An 18,564-nucleotide genomic window follows, 5' to 3' on the forward strand; every position below is an offset into this window, starting at 1 on the left:
ATCGATCTCCCGGGAGCACGCGTGAGCGCCTCTGCCACCACCCCCGCCTCGTCGGCCGCCGAGGGCGACTTCACCCACCGCCAGATCATGACGATCCTGGCCGGGCTGATGATGGGCATGTTCCTGGCCGCGCTGGACCAGACCATCGTCGCCACCGCGATCCGGACCATCGCCGACGACCTGCACGGCTTCTCCGTCCAGGCGTGGGCCACGACCGCGTTCCTGATCACGTCCACGATCTCGACGCCGCTCTACGGCAAGCTCTCCGACATCTACGGCCGCCGCCGGTTCTTCCTGGCCGCGATCGGCATCTTCGTGATCGGCTCCGCGCTCTGCGGCATGGCCGGCGACATGTACCAGCTCGCCGCGTACCGCGCGGTCCAGGGCGTCGGTGCCGGCGGCCTGATGTCGCTCGCGCTGGCGATCATCGGGGACATCGTGCCGCCCCGCGAGCGCGCCAAGTACCAGGGCTACTTCCTGGCCGTCTTCGGCAGCGCCAGCGTGCTCGGCCCGGTCCTCGGCGGCCTGTTCGCCGAGGCCGACGACGTCCTCGGCATCGCCGGCTGGCGCTACATCTTCTACATCAACGTGCCGCTCGGCCTGGTCGCCATGGCCGTCGTCGCGCGCGTGCTGCACCTGCCGCACCACCGCACCGACCACCGCATCGACTGGCCCGGCGCGCTGGCCCTGGTCGTCGGCCTGGTCCCGCTGCTCACCGTCGCCGAACAGGGCCGCGACTGGGGCTGGGGCTCCGGCCGCGCGATCCTCTGCTACGTGATCGGCGCGGTCGGCCTGGTCGCGTTCGTCCTCGCCGAACGGGCGTACAAGGACGAGGCACTGCTCCCGCCCCGGCTGTTCCGGATCCGCACCTTCGGTGTCGGCGCGGCCAGCAGCTTCGTGGTCGGCATGGCGATGTTCGGCGGGCTGATGATGGTGCCGCTCTACCTGCAGATCGTGAAGGGCTCGTCCCCGATGGTCGCCGGCCTGCAGATGATCCCGTTCGTCCTCGGCATCATGACCGGCTCGATCGTCTTCGGTCAGATCATCTTCCGGACCGGCCGGTACCGCTTCATCCCGATCGTCGGTTCCGCGCTGATGCTGGCCGCGCTGTTCCTGTTCTCGCTGATCACCGCGGACACGCCGCTCCCGCTCACGATGGGCATCATGCTGCTGATGGGCCTCGGGCTCGGCGGCAACATGCAGCCCATCGTCACCGCGGTCCAGAACGCGGTCTCCCCGCGCGAGATCGGCACCGCCACCTCCGCCGTCACGTTCTTCCGCCAGATGGGCGGCACGCTCGGCACCGCCGTGTTCCTCTCGGTCCTCTTCGCGGCCGTCCCCGGCCGGATCCGTGACGCGTTCACCACCGCGCAGACCGACCCGGAGTTCCAGGCCGCGCTGCGCGACAACCCGGAACAGGCACCGGCGCTGCAGGCCGGCCAGTCCGCCGAGGGCCTCGACGACACCTCGTTCATCAACACGCTCGACGACGTGATCGCCCACCCCTTCAAGGTCGGCTTCTCCGAGTCCATGAGCCTGGTCTTCCTGATCGCCGCCCTCATCATGATCGCCGGCCTCGCGGTCGTCCTCTTCCTCCCCGAACTCCCCCTCCAGAACCGCTCCGCCGCCGCGGCCCGCGCCGCCGAGGACGCCGAGGCGAAGGCCGCCGCCGAAAACCGATAAATCCCTTTTCCTTTTCCCGCTTCCGGCGTGGTGCGGCCCGCATGCTCCCGCGGGCAAACCTCGCGGCGGCCTCCGCCTTCGCTCCGGACGCCGCATCGGAGCCGGTTCACCGGTGGTCACCGAAACCCCCCGGTGCCGCCGGTCCCGGCGTGCTCCGCCGGTCCCGTTCTTGGCGCCGCCGATTCCGTTTCACGCCGCCGGTCCCGGCCTGCACCGCCGGTCCCGTTCTTGGCGCCGCCGGCTCCGTGTGGCGCCGGCGGTCCCCGGCCTGCACCGCCGGTCCTGGCCCGCGCCGGAGGTCTCGTCCGTCGCCGGAGACCTCGTCCGGGCGCGTGCCAGCCCGACGACCGGCGACCCGCCCGGGAGCGGTGCGGGGTGCGGGCGGACGGGACGTACCCCCGGATCGGTTCTAGGCTCTGGGGTATGGCTGTTGTGAAGATCAATGCGATTGACGTGCCGGACGGCGCGGGCCCGGAGCTGGAGAAGCGGTTCGCGGCGCGGCAGGGCGCGGTGGAGAACTCCAAGGGCTTCCTCGGGTTCGAACTGCTGCGGCCGGTGAGCGGCGAGACCCGCTACTTCGTCTACACCAAGTGGGAGACGGAAGAGGACTACCAGGCCTGGGCACAGGGCTCCGGGCGCGCGGCCCACGCGGGCGAGCGGTCCCGCCCGGTGGCGAGCGGCGCGAGCCTGCTGGAGTTCGAGGTCGTCCAGAACGCCTGACCACCACCGGCGACCGGCCGCCCGCAGCCGACAACGGGCCGCTGCCGTCGCCAAACCGCAGGCCGCCCGTGAGGCTGGTGGCCCACCGAACCATCGGCCGCACACCAGGCTGTGGCCGGGCACCTGCCCTACCGGCCTTCCCGAGAACCGGTCCACCCGACCGGGAAGCGGGCAAGCCGGAGACCGGCCGGTTCCTCGGCGGGCCGGGTGGGGCCGCCCGGAAACCGGCCCGCCTGAAAACCGGCCTGCCCGGAAACCAACCTCGCTGGAAAAGCGGACTCGCTAGGAACCGGAGCGGCGCTGGGCGGTCTCGAGCAGGCGTTCGGCGACCACCCGGGGGCTGACGGCCAGGCGGGTGGCGGTCTCGTCGATGACCTCGAAGGCCTCGGCGGGGCCGCACCCGCGCTGGGCCATGATCAGGCCGACGGCGTGGTTGACGGTGGCGTCGGAGGGTTCCTGGGCGACCAGCGGCGGCGTGGTCTCCTCGGCTCGGCGCAGCACCTCGCCGAGCAGCAGCGCGGCTTGGCCGGCGATGGCCAGGGCGGCGACCATCCGGCCGGGTCCGGCGGCGTCCGGCTCGGTGAGGTAGAGCGTGAGCGCGCCGACCGCGTCCCGGTTCACGTCGATCGGGAGCGCTATCGCGGTGCGCAGGCCGGCCCCGACCGCGGCCGGCTGGAGGGCGGGCCAGCGCTCGTCGGTGTACAGGTCCGTGCTGACCACCGGCTCGCGGGTGTGGATGGCGTCCAGCGACGGTCCCGCGGCCTCGTCCTGCTGCGCATCGTCGATCTTGCGGCGGCTGGTCTCGGACGACGCGGAGACCGCGGGACGGCCCTCGGTGATCAGCAGAGCCGAACAGCGGACGACGCCGGGTACGGCGAAGGCGGCGAACCGCGACAGGTCGGCCAGCGCCGACTCAATGTCCGTGGCGCCGAGCAGCATCGCGGTCAGCTCGTGCAGCAGCCCCACCAGCTCCACGCTGTGCGGCCCGGAAGACTCCGGCCCGGACGCGCCCGGGCCGAAAGGCCCCGGTCCGGAAGAGTCGGAAGACTGCGGCCCGGAAGGCTCGAAGGACTCAGACCCGGACCCGGACCCGGAAAACCCCGGCCCGGAGGAGTCGGGCCCCGCAGAGCCAGGCCCGGAGGACGCCGGGCCGGCAGACCCGAAACCCGCGGCCCCGAGGCCCGTGGTCTCGAAATCCGCGGACCCGAAGCCCGTGGCCCCGAAGCCGGTGGCCCCGAAGCGCCCGGCGGTATCAGCCCCATCGTCGTCGACGGCGAAAATCACCCGGCAACGTTACCAGCGCTCCCGCCGAGTCGCCGTGCGGCTGATCGACATCTGTGACAAGGTCGCGGGTTTGGCCCCCGCCTCGAAGCGGGTCCAGTGCCCGGCGTTCTCGTACCGTCGCACGCCCCGGTGGTAGATCCGCACGCCCACCACCACGCACGCCCCCGCGACCACCGGTGTGACCAGCGCGGTCCACCGGCTCCGGTCCGGGTCGAGGTGCCAGGAGACCGGGAAGAACGCGGTGAACGCGAACGGCACCACCAGCGACAGCATCCCGCGCACCGCCACGCCGTAGAGCCTCAGCGGGTACCGCGCCGGCGTACCCATGTGGTTGATCGCCATGGCGAAGCCGGAATGCGGCCGCCCCCGCCGGCGACATGCCTCGATGTTCGCCGGCCCTGCGCGACGGGGTCGACGCGATTAATCCGCGCAAGGAGGCGCGATTCCCACAACCGCTGTGTTACGGATTGACGGCGAAAATGACAAGACGAAGGAGGACACCGTGAGCCAGACAGTCCGCGGGGTTATCGCTCGCGCGAAGAACGCAGAGGTCGAGGTGGTCTCGATCGTCGTTCCCGACCCGGGTCCCGGCGAAGCGGTCGTGAGGATCCAGACGTGCGGGGTCTGCCACACCGACCTGCACTACAAGCAGGGCGGGATCAACGACGACTTCCCGTTCCTGCTCGGTCACGAGGCGGCCGGCACGGTGGAGTCGGTCGGCGCGGGCGTGACCGAGGTGGCTCCCGGCGACTTCGTGGTGCTCAACTGGCGCGCGGTCTGCGGTGACTGCCGGGCCTGCCGCCGGGGCAAGCCGCAGTACTGCTTCGCCACCCACAACGCGAAGCAGCCGATGACGCTGGAGGACGGCACGCCGCTCTCGCCCGCGCTCGGCATCGGCGCGTTCATCGAGAAGACGCTGGTCGCGGCCGGCCAGTGCACGAAGGTCGACCCGGCGGCCCGCCCGGCCGCGGTCGGCCTGCTCGGCTGCGGCGTGATGGCCGGCATCGGCGCCGCGATCAACACCGGCGGCGTGCAGCGCGGCGACTCGGTCGCGGTGATCGGCTGCGGCGGCGTCGGTGACGGCGCGATCGCGGGTGCGGCGCTGGCCGGCGCGACCACGATCATCGCGGTCGACACCGACGACCGGAAGCTGGAGTGGGCCAAGGGCTTCGGCGCCACCCACACGGTCAACGCACGCGAGGGCGACGTGGTCGCGGCGATCCAGGGGCTGACCGGCGGCTTCGGCGCGGACGTGGTGATCGACGCGGTCGGCCGCCCGGAGACCTGGAAACAGGCGTTCTACGCCCGCGACCTGGCCGGCACCGTGGTGCTGGTGGGCGTGCCCACGCCGGAGATGAAGATCCCGGAGATCCCGCTGCTGGACGTGTTCGGCCGCGGCGGCGCGCTCAAGTCCAGCTGGTACGGCGACTGCCTGCCGACCCGCGACTTCCCGATGCTGACCGAGCTCTACCGCCAGGGCCGGCTGGACCTGGACGCGTTCGTCTCCGAGGAGATCGGCCTGGAGCAGGTCGAGGAGGCGTTCACCAAGATGCACCGCGGTGACGTCCTCCGCTCGGTGGTGGTCCTCTGATGCCGGCCCGCATCGACCACACGGTCACGTCCGGCACGTTCTCGCTGGACGGTCAGACGTTCGACGTCGACAACAACGTCTGGGTGCTCGGCGACGACACCGAGTGCGTGGTGATCGACGCCCCGCACGACGTCGACGCGATCCTGCGGGTGGTCGGCGGCCGCACGGTGAAGGCGATCCTGGCCACGCATGCGCACGACGACCACGTCCGGCGGGCTCCCGCGCTGGCGGAGGCGACCGGCGCGCCGATCTGGCTGCACCCGGACGACCTGGTCGTCTGGCGGCTCACCCATCCGGACGTGACGATCGACGGCGAGCTGAGCGACGGCCAGACGATCGAGGTGGGCGGCGTCGCGCTGCACGTGTTGCACACGCCCGGCCACGCCCCTGGCGCATGCTGCTTCCACGTACCCGCGCTGGGTGCGGTCTTCACCGGGGACACGCTGTTCCAGGGCGGCCCGGGCGCGACCGGCCGCAGCTTCAGCAGCTTCGACACGATCGTCGAGTCGATCCGGACGAAGCTGCTGACCCTGCCCGCGGAGACGGTCGTGCACACCGGGCACGGCGACAGCACGACCATCGGCGCCGAGGCACCCCACCTCGACGAATGGCTCAAAAGAGGGCATTGAACCCATCTTCCCGCTTCCGGCGCGGGCACGTTCCCAGTGCTCCCGCGGGCACCGGTCGGCCGCGGGCGGCCTCCCTGCACGTCCCGCGGTGGTCCCGCAGACCCGGCCGGACGGTCAGTCCGGTGGCTCCTGCGACGCGCCGGCGGCCTCGACCGACGTGCGGTGCTCGACGAACGAGTCGGGCGCCGCCGTCGAGTCGGCCGTCCGCTCGTCCGACTCCAGCAGGATCTCCTCCGCCTGCGCCTCCACGTCGTCACTGCCGACGCGACGCTCCTCGGGCAGCAGCGACGCGGCCCGGCTCTCCACCCGATCAGTCATGTCCCTCTCGTACCCACGAAGAGGGTGTTCAGTCACCATCACGACCCTGATGGCAGACGAGCGGCGCCGGACGCGGTAAGGTATCCGGCGTGACGAAGTCCTTTTATTGGTTTGGGTGGCCGGCCCTGAGCGCCGGTGACTCGACCCTGGTCTGACGTCACCACAGCCTTCAGAGAGCCGGCAAGGGCAGGGAGCTTCTTCCCTGCCCTTTTCGCATGCGACAGAACACGCTGCCCGGCTCTCCAGGTCACCGGCCCTGGGGCGGGCCGGTGAAAGGAAATCTGCAATGACGTCCTCACAACGGGTCACCGATCAGCGGATCGACAAGGTCGTTCCGCTGATGACCCCCGACCTGCTCCACCACCACCTGCCGTTGAGCGAGGAGCTGGCCGACCGCGTGGTCGAGGGCCGCCGCGCGGTCGCCCGCGTCCTCGACGGCGAGGACGACCGGCTGATCGTCGTGGTCGGCCCGTGCTCGGTGCACGACCCGGCCGCCGCGCTCGACTACGCCCGCCGGCTGCGCCCGGTCGCCGAGCGGCTCTCCGACGACCTGCTGATCGTGATGCGCGTCTACTTCGAGAAGCCGCGCTCCACGGTCGGCTGGAAGGGCCTGATCAACGACCCGGCGCTGGACGGTTCCGGAGACGTCAACACCGGCCTGCGCGTCGCCCGTCAGCTGCTGCTCCAGGTGCTGGAGCTGGGCCTGCCGGTCGGCTGCGAGTTCCTCGACCCGATCACGCCGCAGTTCATCGCGGACACCGTGGCCTGGGGCGCGATCGGCGCGCGCACGGTGGAGAGCCAGGTGCACCGCCAGCTCTCGTCCGGCCTGTCGATGCCGATCGGCATGAAGAACCGCCCGGACGGCGCGATCAGCACCGCGATCGACGCGATCAACGCGGCCGCCGTGCCGCACGTGTTCCCCGGCATCGCGATGTCCGGTACGCCGGCGATCCTGCACACCCGCGGCAACGCGGACTGCCACCTGGTGCTGCGCGGCGGCAACGACGGCCCGAACTACGACGCGGACTCGGTCGGCGGCGCGCTGGCGCTGCTGCGCAAGGCCGGCCTGCCGGAGCGGTTGATCATCGACTGCAGCCACGCGAACAGCGGCAAGGACCACCGCCGCCAGCCGCTGGTGGCCGCGGACGTGGCCGAGCAGCTCAAGGCCGGCAACCGGGGCATCTCCGGCGTGATGCTGGAGTCGTTCCTGGAGCCGGGCCGGCAGGAGCTGGACCCGACGCGCGAGCTGACCTACGGTCAGTCGGTCACGGACGCGTGCCTCGGCTGGGAGCAGACCGAGCCCGTGCTCGACCTGCTCGCGTCCGCGGCCGCCGCCCGCCGCGCCGCGGTCGCCGTCGCCTGACCGGCCCGCCGGTCACGGGAGCCACCCGGTGCCACCGCACGAGCGCGCTGCCCCGGACACAGCGACGCCCCGCCGGAATGATCCCGGCGGGGCGTGCACCGTAAGGGTGTCGGTGTGCCGGTCGCCTCGCGGCGAGTGGCGCGACGCGGCTCCTGCCGAACGGTATTCCGCGAAGGCTGTTAGGTGAGGCCCGGGGACACTGCGCACACCGACACCTGACTCAACCATCGGCCATGGGTGCCTGTTCCTGAGGCCGATGTATCGGGAATCACATGATCAGCCGTCCCGCAGCCGCTGCGGGTCGACCTCCCGGCCCGGGTGCCGGGTGAGGTACTCGGTCTCCAGGTCCGCGGTGCGGCGCAGGTGGGTGGCGAGCGCCGCGTCGGACGCGTGCCGCAACGTGTCCAGCCTGGTCCGGTGCAGGCTGGCCATCTCACGGGTGAGGTCCTCGTCGGACAGGTCCGCCGGGTCCACCCCGATCTCCTCGTGCGAGTCGCCCGCCGGTCCCTTCCGGTGGTCGCCGTCCCACTCGTCCACGCGCTGCTCCGGGCTCGCGTCCGGCAGCGTGGTCTGCTCCGGAGTGGGCGGCCCGTCCGGGTTCGGGTGAAACGCGGTGCCCGAGGCCGACGGCGAACCGTCGCTGTAACGCACTGAGTCGGTCATCACTGCCCCTCTCCTCAATGAGTCAACGGTTGCCCGATCGCCACGTCCCCAAACACTCGGCAGCTAGAGGCTGGCCTGCGCGTACACCGCGATGGCGTCCCGCAGGAACTCGGCCAGCCGGGGATCCCGCGCGTCGAACCGGGCCCGGAAGTCCGGGCTGTCGACGTAGAGCCGGCCCAGCCCGGTGTACGACTCCCGGTCCGGCGTCCAGTGCCGCGTGATCCACCGGTAGTGGTCCGCGATGACCGCCTGCACCGCCGGCGACTCCGGCGCGGAGTCCAGCAGCGCGACCACGCGGTCCTCGATCCCGGCCCACTCCGCCCGCAGCTCGGCACCCTGGCCGGCGGTACGCTCCCGGCTCTCCGCGATGGCCGTGGCCGCGCCGGCGCCGTACCGCTCGATCAGCTCCGCCTCGTAGCGGGCCTGCCGGTCCGCGTCGAAGCCCTCGAAGAGCTGTTCCGTGCTCATCTCCGTTCCACCTTCCCATTGGGCGATGGTGGCCGCGACCGTGCCCGCGAGCCGGTCGAACCGGTCCCGTTCCTCGATCAGCCACCGATGATGACGGCGGAGTTGCTCGACCCGGTCGGCCTCGCCCGCGACGACGGTGCCGATCGTCTCCAGGCTCATGCCGAGCTCGCGCAGCAGCATGATCTGCTGCAGCCGCAGCAGTTGCTCCCGCTCGTAGTGCCGCAGCCCACCCGGGCTCACCCGGGCCGGCCGCAGCAGGCCGATGTCGTCGTAATGCCGCAGCGTCCGGGACGTGATCCCGGCGATGCGCGCCACCTGTGCCGTCGACCAACTCACCGGAACGACGCTACGAGTTGACGCTGCGTCAAGCGCAAGCCTTTACCGGACGCCCACTACGACGCTGCGTCGGAGACACCGGAGCTCCCCGGTACGCTCGCCTGTATGAAGCGGCTCTGGACACCGCGGTGGATCGCGGTCCACCTCGCCACCGTGCTGCTGGTGATCGCCTTTTTGGCCCTGGGCTGGTGGCAGCTGTCCCGGGCCGAGGCCGGCGGCAACCCGTCCAGCTGGGGTTACATGCTGGAGTGGCCGGTCTTCGCCGCCTTCGTGATCTTCCTCTGGGTCCGTGAGGTCCGCGCGGTGCTGCGCCGCGACGCACCCCCCGCCGCCGCACCCGCCCCGGAGCCCGAGGATCCGAACCGGCTGAGGGTTCGCCGCCCGGTGCGCACCGAGGCCGTCCGGCGCGCCACCGAACGATCCGCCTACGGTCCGGCGCGTCCCCCCGCCGACCACTGACGACACGCACATGACTATCCCGGCGCTCGCGCCGGACGAAGGGAAGGCCGCGGTGCGCGGAGCACTGACCCGCTATCGGACGATCGCCTACATCGTCGGCGTGGTGCTGATCCTGCTCGTGGTGATCGGCATGCCGCTGAAGTACATCTGGGGCCAGCCCGCCGTCGTCCAGGGCATCGGCCCCGCGCACGGCTTCCTCTACATGGTCTACCTGATCGCCGCGTTCGACCTCGGCCGCCGCGCGAACTGGCCGCTGAAGCGCATGCTGCTGGTCATGCTCGCCGGCACGGTGCCGTTCCTGTCCTTCTACGCGGAGCGCGTCGTCACCACGCGCTGGGTCCCCGCCCCGGCCCCCGCCGAGCACCAGCCCACCCACTGAGGACCCGCGTGCCCGACCCCGGACACGCGACCGGCCCCGGACACGCGACCGCCCGGCCGAGCTGACGGCTCGCCGGGCGGTTGTGGTTCGAGGGCGGTGCGACGTCAGAGATCGCCGTTACGCACGGTGCGGACGAAGGCCTGCCAGGCCGGCCCCTCGAAGCTGATGCGAAGCTCGGGGCGGGTCGAGTTACGGACCGCCATGCGGCCGCCGGGTGCCTCGGCCACCTCGAGGCAGGTGTGCGACTCGCAGCGGCTGCTCTTCCGCCACGCCATGTCACCCGCGGTCGACGTGATCATTTGTCACTCCAGTCCGGCGCGGGCAACGTTGGCCGCGCACGATAGAAAAATATCGCATTAAATGAACAATTGCTGCATAAATGCAAGATTTGAGCAAAAAGGACCAACCGCGCGTTGATCACGCGATCGGACAGATGCCCGCGCGAGCGTAGCGTCTAGCCAGGCCCGGGACCAAGACCACTCCCGCGCCCTCCCCCGTACTCTCCGTGACAAACGGCGCCGACCCCGCCGGGTTACCGCGAAATACCCGCAGCTCACGCAATCGTGCTCACACCCGATCGCGTGACCGCCGTTCCCCACTCTTCCGCCCTGGAATATGCATCCATGCGCGAGTAACCTCTGTGTCATTGGCTCATTGACAGGAAGCCATGGGCCAGGTGGCAACCGGCTAAGGCTGACCAGCCAGGTGGCAACCAGCCAAGGCTGACGGGCCAGGCGGCGAACCGGCCCGGCCCGCGCGGCTACGTGGCGGATCGACGGCGTGACGCCGGCACATGGCACGTCGCAATATCAGGTCTGCCAGGTGGCACCGACAAGCCGGTGCCCGAGAGGGCACCGCCCGGACGGCCGTAGAGTATCGGCCGTCACAGCGGGCGACGTGCCCGTGAGCGCAAGGAGGCGCCATGTCCACCGCCCACGGCCCTTCGGGCGGCCGGCGGCAGCTCCGGGCCCGGCTGCGCGCGGCGCGCGACGCGGCCGGCCTGACGCAGGAGCAGGCCGCCGAGGCGATGGACTGGTCGCTGTCGAAATTGATCCGGATCGAGGCCGGCACCGTCTCGATCTCGACGAACGACCTGAAGGCCCTGCTCCAGCACTACCGGGTGGACGATCCGGGCACGGTCGCGGAGCTGCTCGCGCTCGCCCGGCTGGCCCGGCAGCGCGGCTGGTGGGTGCAGTACCGCGAGATCTTCGAGCGCGAGCGCGCGTACTACGACTACGTCGGCCTGGAGGCGGAGGCGGCCACGCTGCGTGTCTTCCAGCCGATCGGCATGCCCGGCCTGCTGCAGACCGAGTCGTACGCGCGGGCTTACATCAGCGCCGCCGTGCCGTCCCAGGTGGAGCCGGAGGACGTGACCGTCCGGGTCGGCCTGCGCCTGCGCCGCCAGGAGGAGCTGTTCTCCCGGCCGGTCCCGCCGACGCTGCAGGTGATCCTGGACGAGGCGAATCTGCACCGGCACATCGGCGGCACCGAGGTGCTCCGCGAGCAGCTGGAACGGCTGCGCGCGGAGGGCCTGAAAGACCACGTCACGCTGCAGATCCTGCCGTTCACGGCGGAGAGCTACGGCGCCACCGGGCAGTTCAACCTGCTCTCCTTCGAGGCCGGCACGCCGGACGTCGTCTATATCGAGTCGACGCCGACCGTCGCGCTGGTCGACCAGCCCGCCGAGGTCGAGACCTACCGGCAGACCTTCGCCCGACTGCAGAATCTCGCTCTCAACCCCAGCGAGTCCCTCGAAATGATCAACAAAATGGTCACCCAGATGGTCTGACCACCCCTTGAGTCAGGTGCGGCCCCGCGATGACACACGATCAGAGCGAAGACCCCGACCACGGAGCACGACCGGCGAAACGGGCGCCGACGGCGCGGCAGGGCCCCTCGACGGGCCGGCGGCGGCTGAGCCAGGCGCTGAAGGCGGCCCGGGAGTCGGCCGGCAAGACCCGTGCCGAGGTGGCGACCGCGATGGACTGGTCGCTGTCCAAGGTGATCCGGATCGAGGCGGGCACGGTCGGGATCTCGACCATCGACGCCCGCGCGCTGACCGGGCTGTACGGCATCACCGAGCCGGAGCGGGTGGAGGAGATCCTCTCGCTGGCCCGCAACTCCCGGCTGCGCACCTGGTGGTCGACGCTGCGCGACCGGGTCAACCCGTCCTACTACGCGTACATCGGGCTCGAGGACGAGAGTGTCGAGGTGCTCTACTTCGCGCCGACCACGTTGCCCACGCTGCTGCAGACCCGTGACTTCGCGGCCGGCGGCACCTCGGTGCGGCCGACCGACGAGGAGATCACCGTCCGGCTGCGCCGTCAGCAGGAGATCCTGAACAAGTCGCGCCCGCCGCGGATCACCGCGATCATCGACGAGGCCGTGCTGCACCGCATCGCGCACGCACCGAACCGGGCGCCCGAGCAGCTCAGCCATCTGCTGTCGCTGAGCGCGGCGCCGCACATCACGATCCAGGTGCTGCCGTTCAGCGCGGGCCCGCCGCCGGTGGTGGCACCGTTCGCGATCCTGCAGTTCCCGGACCCGGAGGACGCGGACGTCATGTACGTGGAGAACGCGGTCACCGACGAGGTCATCGACCGGCCGGAGGACGTCCGGCCGTACCTGCACGTCTTTCACGAGCTGCGGGACAAGGCACTGGACCCGGCCGAGTCGCTTGCCATGATCAAAGGAATCGTCGAGGACGGCTGAGGAAACGGATCATGGGCGCGCCCGGGGAAGCGCGCCCATGACTTTCCGGTGTGGCTATCTCAAGGGGTCATGTCGTGCCCGCCAGACCCCGGTCCGCAATCGTCACGTGGGCACGGACGTGGTACTTCGACTCACATGCCGTACGGATTGATCGACGACACCGGCGCACGGACGCCGCCGAGCCGGGCGATCTCCTGTGCGCGCACCAGTGCGCGGGAGATCTGGCCGTACTGCCTCTCGCTGTCGCTGACGAAGAGGCGCACCGACATGCCCTGGTAATCGCCCCAGAGCTCGTAGACGCGCGGCCGGGTGCGATTCCCGACCACCCCGAGCAGCATCGGGACGAACGCGGCCGCGCCCATCACGACGTACGCCGCCGGGCCGAGCGCGTGCAGGCCGTTGCCGAAGCTGAGCGCCGCGAAGATCGCCAGCAGGCTCACCCCGGACGTGGCGACCGCACGCACCGTGAGCTGGTCGAACGGGCCCCGCACGGTCCGCAGCCCGGCCAGCTCGCTGGTCGGCCAGCGCCGGCCGGCGACCTCGAAGTACTCCGGGGTGACGATGACGTCGGCCGTCTCGAATGCGACCCGGCTGCGCGGTGCGGCACCGGGAGAAGCGTAGCGACGGGTTGAACGCGGCGAGTAACGAGCGCTATTCTCCATCGGAGTCCTCCTGCGGCTCTTTAGGAGTTGGTCTTTTGTTTACGGCGATCGCGGTGCCGAATTCGGCATGATGTCGAGAACCGGCACAGTGTCGAGAAACCGGCACAGTGTCGAGAACCGGCACAGTGTCGAGAACCGGCACGATGTCGAATCCGGCATGTGGTGTCTCCGGTTGCCGCCGGTCACCACACCGCGTTCGCCGCGTTGGCTCCCCCGCCCCCGGGGAAAGACGATCTCCGGAGTTCCGTGGCGTGAACTCCGAGGATCACGTGATGCGTCAGTGCGCACTGCGAGAAAGTCCGCGCTGCGAGAAAGTCACTGGGTAACGGTGCTTCCCTTGCGGGAGAACCCTGAGACCTCCCTAACAGCCATACTCCCAACCGCGTGCCACTAATGGGAAGAGGGCAATCTGCCAGGTGGCAGATTTCCACCCGTCAGGTAGGGCCCGGCACCCGTTTTCCCGGCGCATTTCTCCGCATTTGCCCGAGAGGCGAGGTCCCTGAGACTCGCCCAAACACGCAAAGGGCCCGTTTCGGGTACTGCCCACCGCAATTGCACGGAGCGGTTACTTGAGGGAATCATTCCTTCACTCTGAGCTATCTAGATATTTGCCCTATTACCGGCGAAAGCCCACAGATGACCGCCGTCACCCTTTCGATCCTCCGAAATGGTCGTTACCGTGGGTTGGCCGGACCTGGTCTTCAGTCACTCCCCCCGGAATGACGCCAGCCCGGCGCCGCCGAATCGCCCGGCCTCGGCCGTCGGTGCTCCCCCGCACCGTTCGTGCCAGGCGCGCCGATCGCCGGCCGTGCCGGGCCCACCCGACGCGGTCTTCGACCGGTGTCGCGGCGAACCGGGGACCCACAGAGTCCCACCGGGGTGAATCCGCGCTCGCGCGGTAGGGCGTCCTTCTCGCCCGAATCCGTCAGCTAACCCGGTAGGCGGCAGCGAAGAAGGGTCCACCCCGTTGTCAGCTTCGCGTGCGATCCTGCGCGCTGTCGTGCTGGCGGCCGTTGCGGTCGGCGTTCTCGCGCCGACCTCCGCTGCCCTGGCCGAACCGTCAAGCGCCGAACTCACCAAGCAGATCGACAAGGCCTCCCATGAGCTGGAGGTCGTGATCGAGTCCTACAACAAGATCAATGAGGAACTGAAGGCCACCCAGGCGGCGGCCAAGGAACTCAGTGAGAAGACCGCCACGCTGGAGCAGGAGGTCAAGGAGGCCAGCACCAACGTCGGCCAACTGGCCAACCGCGCCTACAAGTCCGGGCGGTTCAGTGACGCGAACACGCTGCTCACGCTCAGCGACAGCCAGGATCTGATGGCCGGTCTCAGCGTGCTCGAGCAGCTGGCCCAGGCGCGCAACGACGAGGTCGCCGCCTACACGGCCACCGAGGCGAGGTACGTCGAGGAGAAGGCCAAGCTCGACGCCGCCGAGAAGAAGCAGAAGGCGCAGAAGGACGAGGCCGGCAAGCGCAAGGCCGGCATCGAGGGCGAGCTGAAGAACCTGTACTCGCTGCGCAAGGCCGCCTACGGCCGGGAGCAGGAGCAGGCAGTCGCGGCGCCGGTCAGCAACGGTGGCGGCAACAGCGGCGGCGGTAGCAACAGCGGCGGTGGCGGTGCCGCGCCGAGCGCACCCGCCGGGTCGAGCGCCGTGGTGCAGTTCGCCTACGCCCAGCTCGGCAAGCCCTACATCTACGCCTCCGCGGGACCGACCGGTTTCGACTGCTCCGGCCTGGTGAAGGCGGCCTGGGCGAAGGCCGGGAAGTCGCTGCCGCACAACGCGGCCATGCAGTACAACTCGACCGCGCGGATATCGGCCTCCCAGGTCGTCCCGGGAGACCTGGTCTTCTACAACGGGCTCGCGCACGTCGCGATCGCGATCGGCGGCGGCAAGGTGATCCACGCGCCCAGACCGGGCGAGGTGCTCACGATCGCGCCGCTCAACATGATGTCGATCGTCGGGTACGGCAGAGTCAGATAGCGGAGTCGGTCAGGAAGAGGGCGGGGAGCCATCCCCGCCCTTCTTCATGCCGCGGTGGCCTGGGCCGGCACCCGGGGCCGGGTCCCGGGCCGCCAGGTGCGCCCGTTCGCGTAGACGATCCGGAAGCCCAGGTACGCCGCCAGCTCCCGCCACGGCCCGGAGCCCATCCGCTTCTCCGCCGCGTTCACCAGTGCGCCGTTCGCCAGCACGTCCAGCAGCACGGTCTCGAACGCGGCCGAGTCGACCCAGTCCACCTCGCGGGTGTAGCCGCACACCATCGCGGCCCCGGAGACGTCCAGGAAGTCCAGCAGCGTGGCGTCCGAGGCCTTCAGCACCGAGCAGGACCCGAAGTAGAGCCGCTTGTCCTGGCAGCGGCCGGCCAGCTGCTCCGCCACGTCGTCCAGCTCGACCGTGGCCCGGTCGGTGAGGCAGAGCCGGCCGGGCTCGCCGTGCATCGCGAAGAAGCCCACCCGGTAGTCGCTGTACTGCTTCAGCAGCCACCGGTCCAGGAAGTAGCTCAGCTCCTCCGGCGTGGCCACGTCCCGGTAGATGAACCGGATCCGGCGCAGACGCTCCAGCAGCTCGAGCGTGGGGATGACGGAGCCTTGCTCGGAGAGGTCCCGGTGCCACTGGCCCTCCACACAGAAGATGCCGCCGCGCGCCACATCGCCTCCCCCGAGCTGTGGTTTCGTACCCCGCAGGCGACCATACCCATCCCGTGCCGCCCTGCCCATCGCCGACGCGGTGGCTGTCGCGACATGAAGCCGTCACAGTGACAAACGCAACGGCCGGTCCCGCGTCGGGACCGGCCGGTTCGTTCGTACCACCGAGGGGTTCGTGGGGGAATGTCGTTATGCCGCCTGGAGGCCCTCCGCGCGGGCCAGCTCACGCAGCCGGCCGAGCGCCTGGATCTCCAGCTGGCGGATCCGCTCCCGGGAGAGCGAGAACCGCGAGGCCACCTCGGTCAGCGAGTGCTCGCGACCGTCCTCCAGCCCGTACCGCGCGCGCATGATGCCGGCGGAGCGGTCGTCCAGGTGGTTCAGCAGGCCCTCGATGCGCTGACGCTCCAGCGCGGTGAGGACGATCTCCTCCGGCGACGGCGCGTCCGAGTCGGCGACCAGGTCGCCGAGGTTGGTGTCGCCGTCGTCGCCGACCGGGGTGTCCAGCGACACCGTGTCCTGCGACCACCGGATCAGCTCGGACACCCGCTCGACGGTCACGCCCAGCGCGGTCGCGATCTGCGCCGGCTCCGGGTCGGACCCGAGCTCGCGGGTGAGCTGGCGGGTGACGTTGCGCATGCGGTTCACGTCCTCCACCAGGTGGACGGGGAGCCGCACGGTGCGCTCCTGCTGCGCGATGGCCCGGCTGATCGCCTGACGGATCCACCACGTCGCGTACGTCGAGAACTTGTAGCCGCGCTCGTAGTCGAACTTCTCGACCGCGCGCACCAGGCCGGTGTTGCCCTCCTGGATCAGGTCGAGCATCGGCATGCCGGAGCGCACGTAGCGCCGGGCGATCGAGACCACGAGGCGCAGGTTGGCGCGGATGAACTCGTCCTTCGCGCGGTTGCCGTCGGCGACGACGCGCTCGAGCTCCTCGCGGCTCACGCCGGCCGGAAGCTGGTCGGCGTCGAGCAGGTGCTCGGCGTAGAGCCCCGCCTCGATCGCCTTGGAGAGATCGACCTCACGTGCCGCGTCGAGCAGAGGTGTCCGGGAGATCTCGTGCAGGTAGACTCCGACGAGGTCGCGCTCCTCGGCGACCTCGTCCGTTCGCAACACCATGCTTTTTTCCATGTCGCCCACGGTCCCCTCGTTGACCCCATTTGCCTTCTTGCGGGCCGTCCCTGTATCCATCAGGCCCTCCCCGGTAATCCGCGTCCCCAGCGGTGCCCCTCTAACAACGGCGCACGTCCCCAGCTGATTCCGGCATTCGGATGGAATCTCGTTGTCGTACGATCGAAGCTGTCACGAATGCCTGAAATCTGGCTGTGAGCGCGGTGCGTAGTTCCTGAATCGGCTCGGCTGGCGGGGGATGTAGAGTTACCGGCCGGTCGATGCGCTCAACGGGTGCTTACCCCTGGCCCGTCAAATCACACCATCCGGGACAGTTGAGTCGCAGCGACCCAACTCACTGGGCCCCTGCGATCCCTGTCACCCAAGACTTACGGGAAACGTGATCGGAGGGTTCAGCCCACCAGCGAACCTTCCCGGTCCGCACCGCATTCCCAGCGGACCGGCAGTGCGCCACCACCCCGACGAGCGCAAGATCATCCCAGGTCAGCGTGGCTTTCCGCGACCGCCCGGCGCACGCAGTGGCGCCGTGGCCTCATCGGCCGCGGCGAGTGCCCGGCCGGCCCGCTTCTGGTTACGCACAGCGACGCCGACGAAGATGCAATCGACGACCATCAACTGCACGGCCCGGCTGGCGAACGCGCCCGCCCGGTACGTCGTCTCGCGCACCGCCGTGGTCAGCACCAGATCGGCCGTGTCCGCGATCGGCGAGCGCGGGAAGTTCGTCACCGCGACCGTGACCGCGCCGCGTCGTCGCGCCTGTGCCAGCACGTCCAGCACGCCGGCGCTGGTGCCGCTGTGCGAGATGCCGATCGCCACGTCGCCCTCGGCCAGCAGCGCGGTGGAGGCGAGCGCGGCCTGCGGGTCCGGCCAGTAGGCGACGCTGCGGCCGATCCGGTGCAGCTTCTGCTGCAGGTCCAGCGCCGCGCACCCGCTGGTCCCGGTGCCGTAGACCTCGATCCGGCCGGCGGCGTCCACGGCCGCCACGACCCGCTCGCAGGCGACCGCGTCGAGCTGGGCCGCGGTCTCCTCCAGGGCCCGCGCCTCGTTGAACGCGATCGTCGCCACGATCCGGGCCAGGTCCGCGTCCGGCGGGATCTCGCCGCCGGCCACGCGCGCGTCCGTGGGGCGTCCACGGCCGGCCGCCCCGGCCGCCTCCGCCGCCAGCCGGAGCCGCAGCTGCGGGTAGCCGGCGACGCCGATCGAGCGGCAGAACCGGATGACCGTGGCCTCGGACGTCTCCGCGGCGGTGGCCAGACCCGTGATGGTGTGGCCGGCCGCGTCGGCCGGATCCGAGACGACCAGGCGCGCGACGCGCTGTTCGGCGGGTGACAGCGAGGGCAGGAGCGCGTTGATGTGCACGAGCAGCCCAGGCGAATTCACCACGGTCCGAGTTTGTTTGCGCAGTTCGTACCCGTCAACGGAACCTGCCCCGCGGTGTCTGTTACGGGGAACAGCTTCGACGGAACGGGCAGGCGGTCGTGTCCGGAGGGCGGAGGTCACGGGTGGGCGATGTCACCCGCGGC

At 70.4% G+C, this 18,564-nt stretch carries 20 protein-coding genes and 1 riboswitch; of the genes, 10 read left to right on the plus strand and 10 right to left on the minus strand.

Annotation, left to right across the window (positions count from 1 at the left end):
* Positions 1-21 precede the first annotated feature (21 nt).
* The gene (locus J2S44_RS12040) at positions 22-1,683 is read left to right on the plus strand and encodes an MDR family MFS transporter (protein ID WP_310412138.1); all 1,662 of its coding nucleotides are present in this window, start codon (positions 22-24) and stop codon (positions 1,681-1,683) included.
* A gap of 423 nt (positions 1,684-2,106) precedes the next feature.
* Positions 2,107-2,403 (plus strand): antibiotic biosynthesis monooxygenase family protein, encoded by a 297-nt coding sequence (locus J2S44_RS12045; protein ID WP_310412141.1) that lies wholly within the window; start codon positions 2,107-2,109, stop codon positions 2,401-2,403.
* Positions 2,404-2,685: 282 nt separating this feature from the next.
* On the opposite strand, the gene J2S44_RS12050 is transcribed toward J2S44_RS12045, so the two are convergent.
* Together J2S44_RS12050 and J2S44_RS12055 are read right to left on the minus strand one after the other, a co-directional pair.
* Entirely contained in the window at positions 2,686-3,369 is a 684-nt protein-coding gene (locus J2S44_RS12050) for a GAF and ANTAR domain-containing protein (protein WP_310412145.1), read from the minus strand.
* 327 nt (positions 3,370-3,696) lie between these two features.
* The gene (locus J2S44_RS12055) at positions 3,697-4,029 is read right to left on the minus strand and encodes an ABC-2 family transporter protein (protein ID WP_310412148.1); all 333 of its coding nucleotides are present in this window, start codon (positions 4,027-4,029) and stop codon (positions 3,697-3,699) included.
* A gap of 160 nt (positions 4,030-4,189) precedes the next feature.
* On the opposite strand from J2S44_RS12055, the gene J2S44_RS12060 reads away from it, so the two are divergent.
* Complete coding sequence (locus J2S44_RS12060; RefSeq protein ID WP_310412151.1) at positions 4,190-5,278, plus strand: S-(hydroxymethyl)mycothiol dehydrogenase; 1,089 nt, start codon at positions 4,190-4,192, stop codon at positions 5,276-5,278.
* Positions 5,278-5,907, plus strand: a complete 630-nt coding sequence (locus tag J2S44_RS12065; RefSeq protein WP_310412154.1) for an MBL fold metallo-hydrolase — start codon at positions 5,278-5,280, stop codon at positions 5,905-5,907. The genes J2S44_RS12060 and J2S44_RS12065 overlap by 1 nt, the downstream gene beginning before the upstream one ends.
* Before the next feature lie 114 nt (positions 5,908-6,021).
* On the opposite strand, the gene J2S44_RS12070 is transcribed toward J2S44_RS12065, so the two are convergent.
* A complete protein-coding gene (locus J2S44_RS12070) occupies positions 6,022-6,225 on the minus strand; it encodes a hypothetical protein (RefSeq protein ID WP_310412157.1) in 204 nt (67 codons plus the stop codon).
* Between the two features lie 286 nt (positions 6,226-6,511).
* On the opposite strand from J2S44_RS12070, the gene J2S44_RS12075 reads away from it, so the two are divergent.
* Positions 6,512-7,588, plus strand: coding sequence for a 3-deoxy-7-phosphoheptulonate synthase (locus J2S44_RS12075; RefSeq protein WP_310412159.1), 1,077 nt, complete (start codon positions 6,512-6,514; stop codon positions 7,586-7,588).
* A 276-nt stretch (positions 7,589-7,864) separates the two neighbouring features.
* Here J2S44_RS12075 and J2S44_RS12080 read toward each other — a convergent pair whose 3' ends face one another.
* Both J2S44_RS12080 and J2S44_RS12085 read right to left on the minus strand, forming a co-directional pair.
* Positions 7,865-8,152, minus strand: a complete 288-nt coding sequence (locus J2S44_RS12080) for a DUF6158 family protein (protein WP_310429612.1) — start codon at positions 8,150-8,152, stop codon at positions 7,865-7,867.
* A gap of 162 nt (positions 8,153-8,314) precedes the next feature.
* Positions 8,315-9,055 (minus strand): MerR family transcriptional regulator, encoded by a 741-nt coding sequence (locus tag J2S44_RS12085; RefSeq protein WP_310412162.1) that lies wholly within the window; start codon positions 9,053-9,055, stop codon positions 8,315-8,317.
* A 105-nt stretch (positions 9,056-9,160) separates the two neighbouring features.
* On the opposite strand from J2S44_RS12085, the gene J2S44_RS12090 reads away from it, so the two are divergent.
* A complete protein-coding gene (locus J2S44_RS12090; RefSeq protein WP_310412165.1) occupies positions 9,161-9,514 on the plus strand; it encodes a hypothetical protein in 354 nt (117 codons plus the stop codon).
* Between the two features lie 10 nt (positions 9,515-9,524).
* Complete coding sequence (locus J2S44_RS12095; RefSeq protein ID WP_374727834.1) at positions 9,525-9,893, plus strand: DUF3817 domain-containing protein; 369 nt, start codon at positions 9,525-9,527, stop codon at positions 9,891-9,893.
* A 104-nt stretch (positions 9,894-9,997) separates the two neighbouring features.
* On the opposite strand, the gene J2S44_RS12100 is transcribed toward J2S44_RS12095, so the two are convergent.
* A complete protein-coding gene (locus J2S44_RS12100; RefSeq protein WP_310412168.1) occupies positions 9,998-10,192 on the minus strand; it encodes a DUF397 domain-containing protein in 195 nt (64 codons plus the stop codon).
* A gap of 623 nt (positions 10,193-10,815) precedes the next feature.
* Here J2S44_RS12100 and J2S44_RS12105 point away from each other — a divergent pair.
* Complete coding sequence (locus J2S44_RS12105; protein ID WP_310412171.1) at positions 10,816-11,682, plus strand: helix-turn-helix domain-containing protein; 867 nt, start codon at positions 10,816-10,818, stop codon at positions 11,680-11,682.
* Between the two features lie 29 nt (positions 11,683-11,711).
* Complete coding sequence (locus tag J2S44_RS12110) at positions 11,712-12,605, plus strand: helix-turn-helix domain-containing protein (protein ID WP_310412174.1); 894 nt, start codon at positions 11,712-11,714, stop codon at positions 12,603-12,605.
* A 131-nt stretch (positions 12,606-12,736) separates the two neighbouring features.
* On the opposite strand, the gene J2S44_RS12115 is transcribed toward J2S44_RS12110, so the two are convergent.
* Entirely contained in the window at positions 12,737-13,267 is a 531-nt protein-coding gene (locus tag J2S44_RS12115) for a DUF6232 family protein (RefSeq protein WP_310412177.1), read from the minus strand.
* Between the two features lie 828 nt (positions 13,268-14,095).
* Positions 14,096-14,226: riboswitch (cyclic di-AMP (ydaO/yuaA leader) on the plus strand.
* Positions 14,227-14,234: 8 nt separating this feature from the next.
* Here J2S44_RS12115 and J2S44_RS12120 point away from each other — a divergent pair.
* On the plus strand, positions 14,235-15,248 hold the full coding sequence (locus J2S44_RS12120) for a C40 family peptidase (RefSeq protein ID WP_310412180.1): 1,014 nt from the start codon (positions 14,235-14,237) through the stop codon (positions 15,246-15,248).
* 44 nt (positions 15,249-15,292) lie between these two features.
* On the opposite strand, the gene J2S44_RS12125 is transcribed toward J2S44_RS12120, so the two are convergent.
* The 3 genes from J2S44_RS12125 to J2S44_RS12135 all read right to left on the minus strand — a co-directional run bounded on the left by J2S44_RS12125 (position 15,293) and on the right by J2S44_RS12135 (position 18,424).
* On the minus strand, positions 15,293-15,913 hold the full coding sequence (locus J2S44_RS12125; RefSeq protein WP_307248782.1) for a DUF6642 family protein: 621 nt from the start codon (positions 15,911-15,913) through the stop codon (positions 15,293-15,295).
* A gap of 186 nt (positions 15,914-16,099) precedes the next feature.
* Positions 16,100-17,041: a sigma-70 family RNA polymerase sigma factor gene (locus J2S44_RS12130; RefSeq protein WP_374727977.1), complete on the minus strand. Its 942-nt coding sequence runs from the start codon at positions 17,039-17,041 to the stop codon at positions 16,100-16,102.
* Positions 17,042-17,524: 483 nt separating this feature from the next.
* Complete coding sequence (locus tag J2S44_RS12135; RefSeq protein ID WP_310412185.1) at positions 17,525-18,424, minus strand: MurR/RpiR family transcriptional regulator; 900 nt, start codon at positions 18,422-18,424, stop codon at positions 17,525-17,527.
* Positions 18,425-18,564: the final 140 nt, after the last annotated feature.

It is taken from the genome of Catenuloplanes niger (assembly GCF_031458255.1).
Taxonomy (GTDB): Bacteria; Actinomycetota; Actinomycetes; order Mycobacteriales; family Micromonosporaceae; genus Catenuloplanes; species Catenuloplanes niger.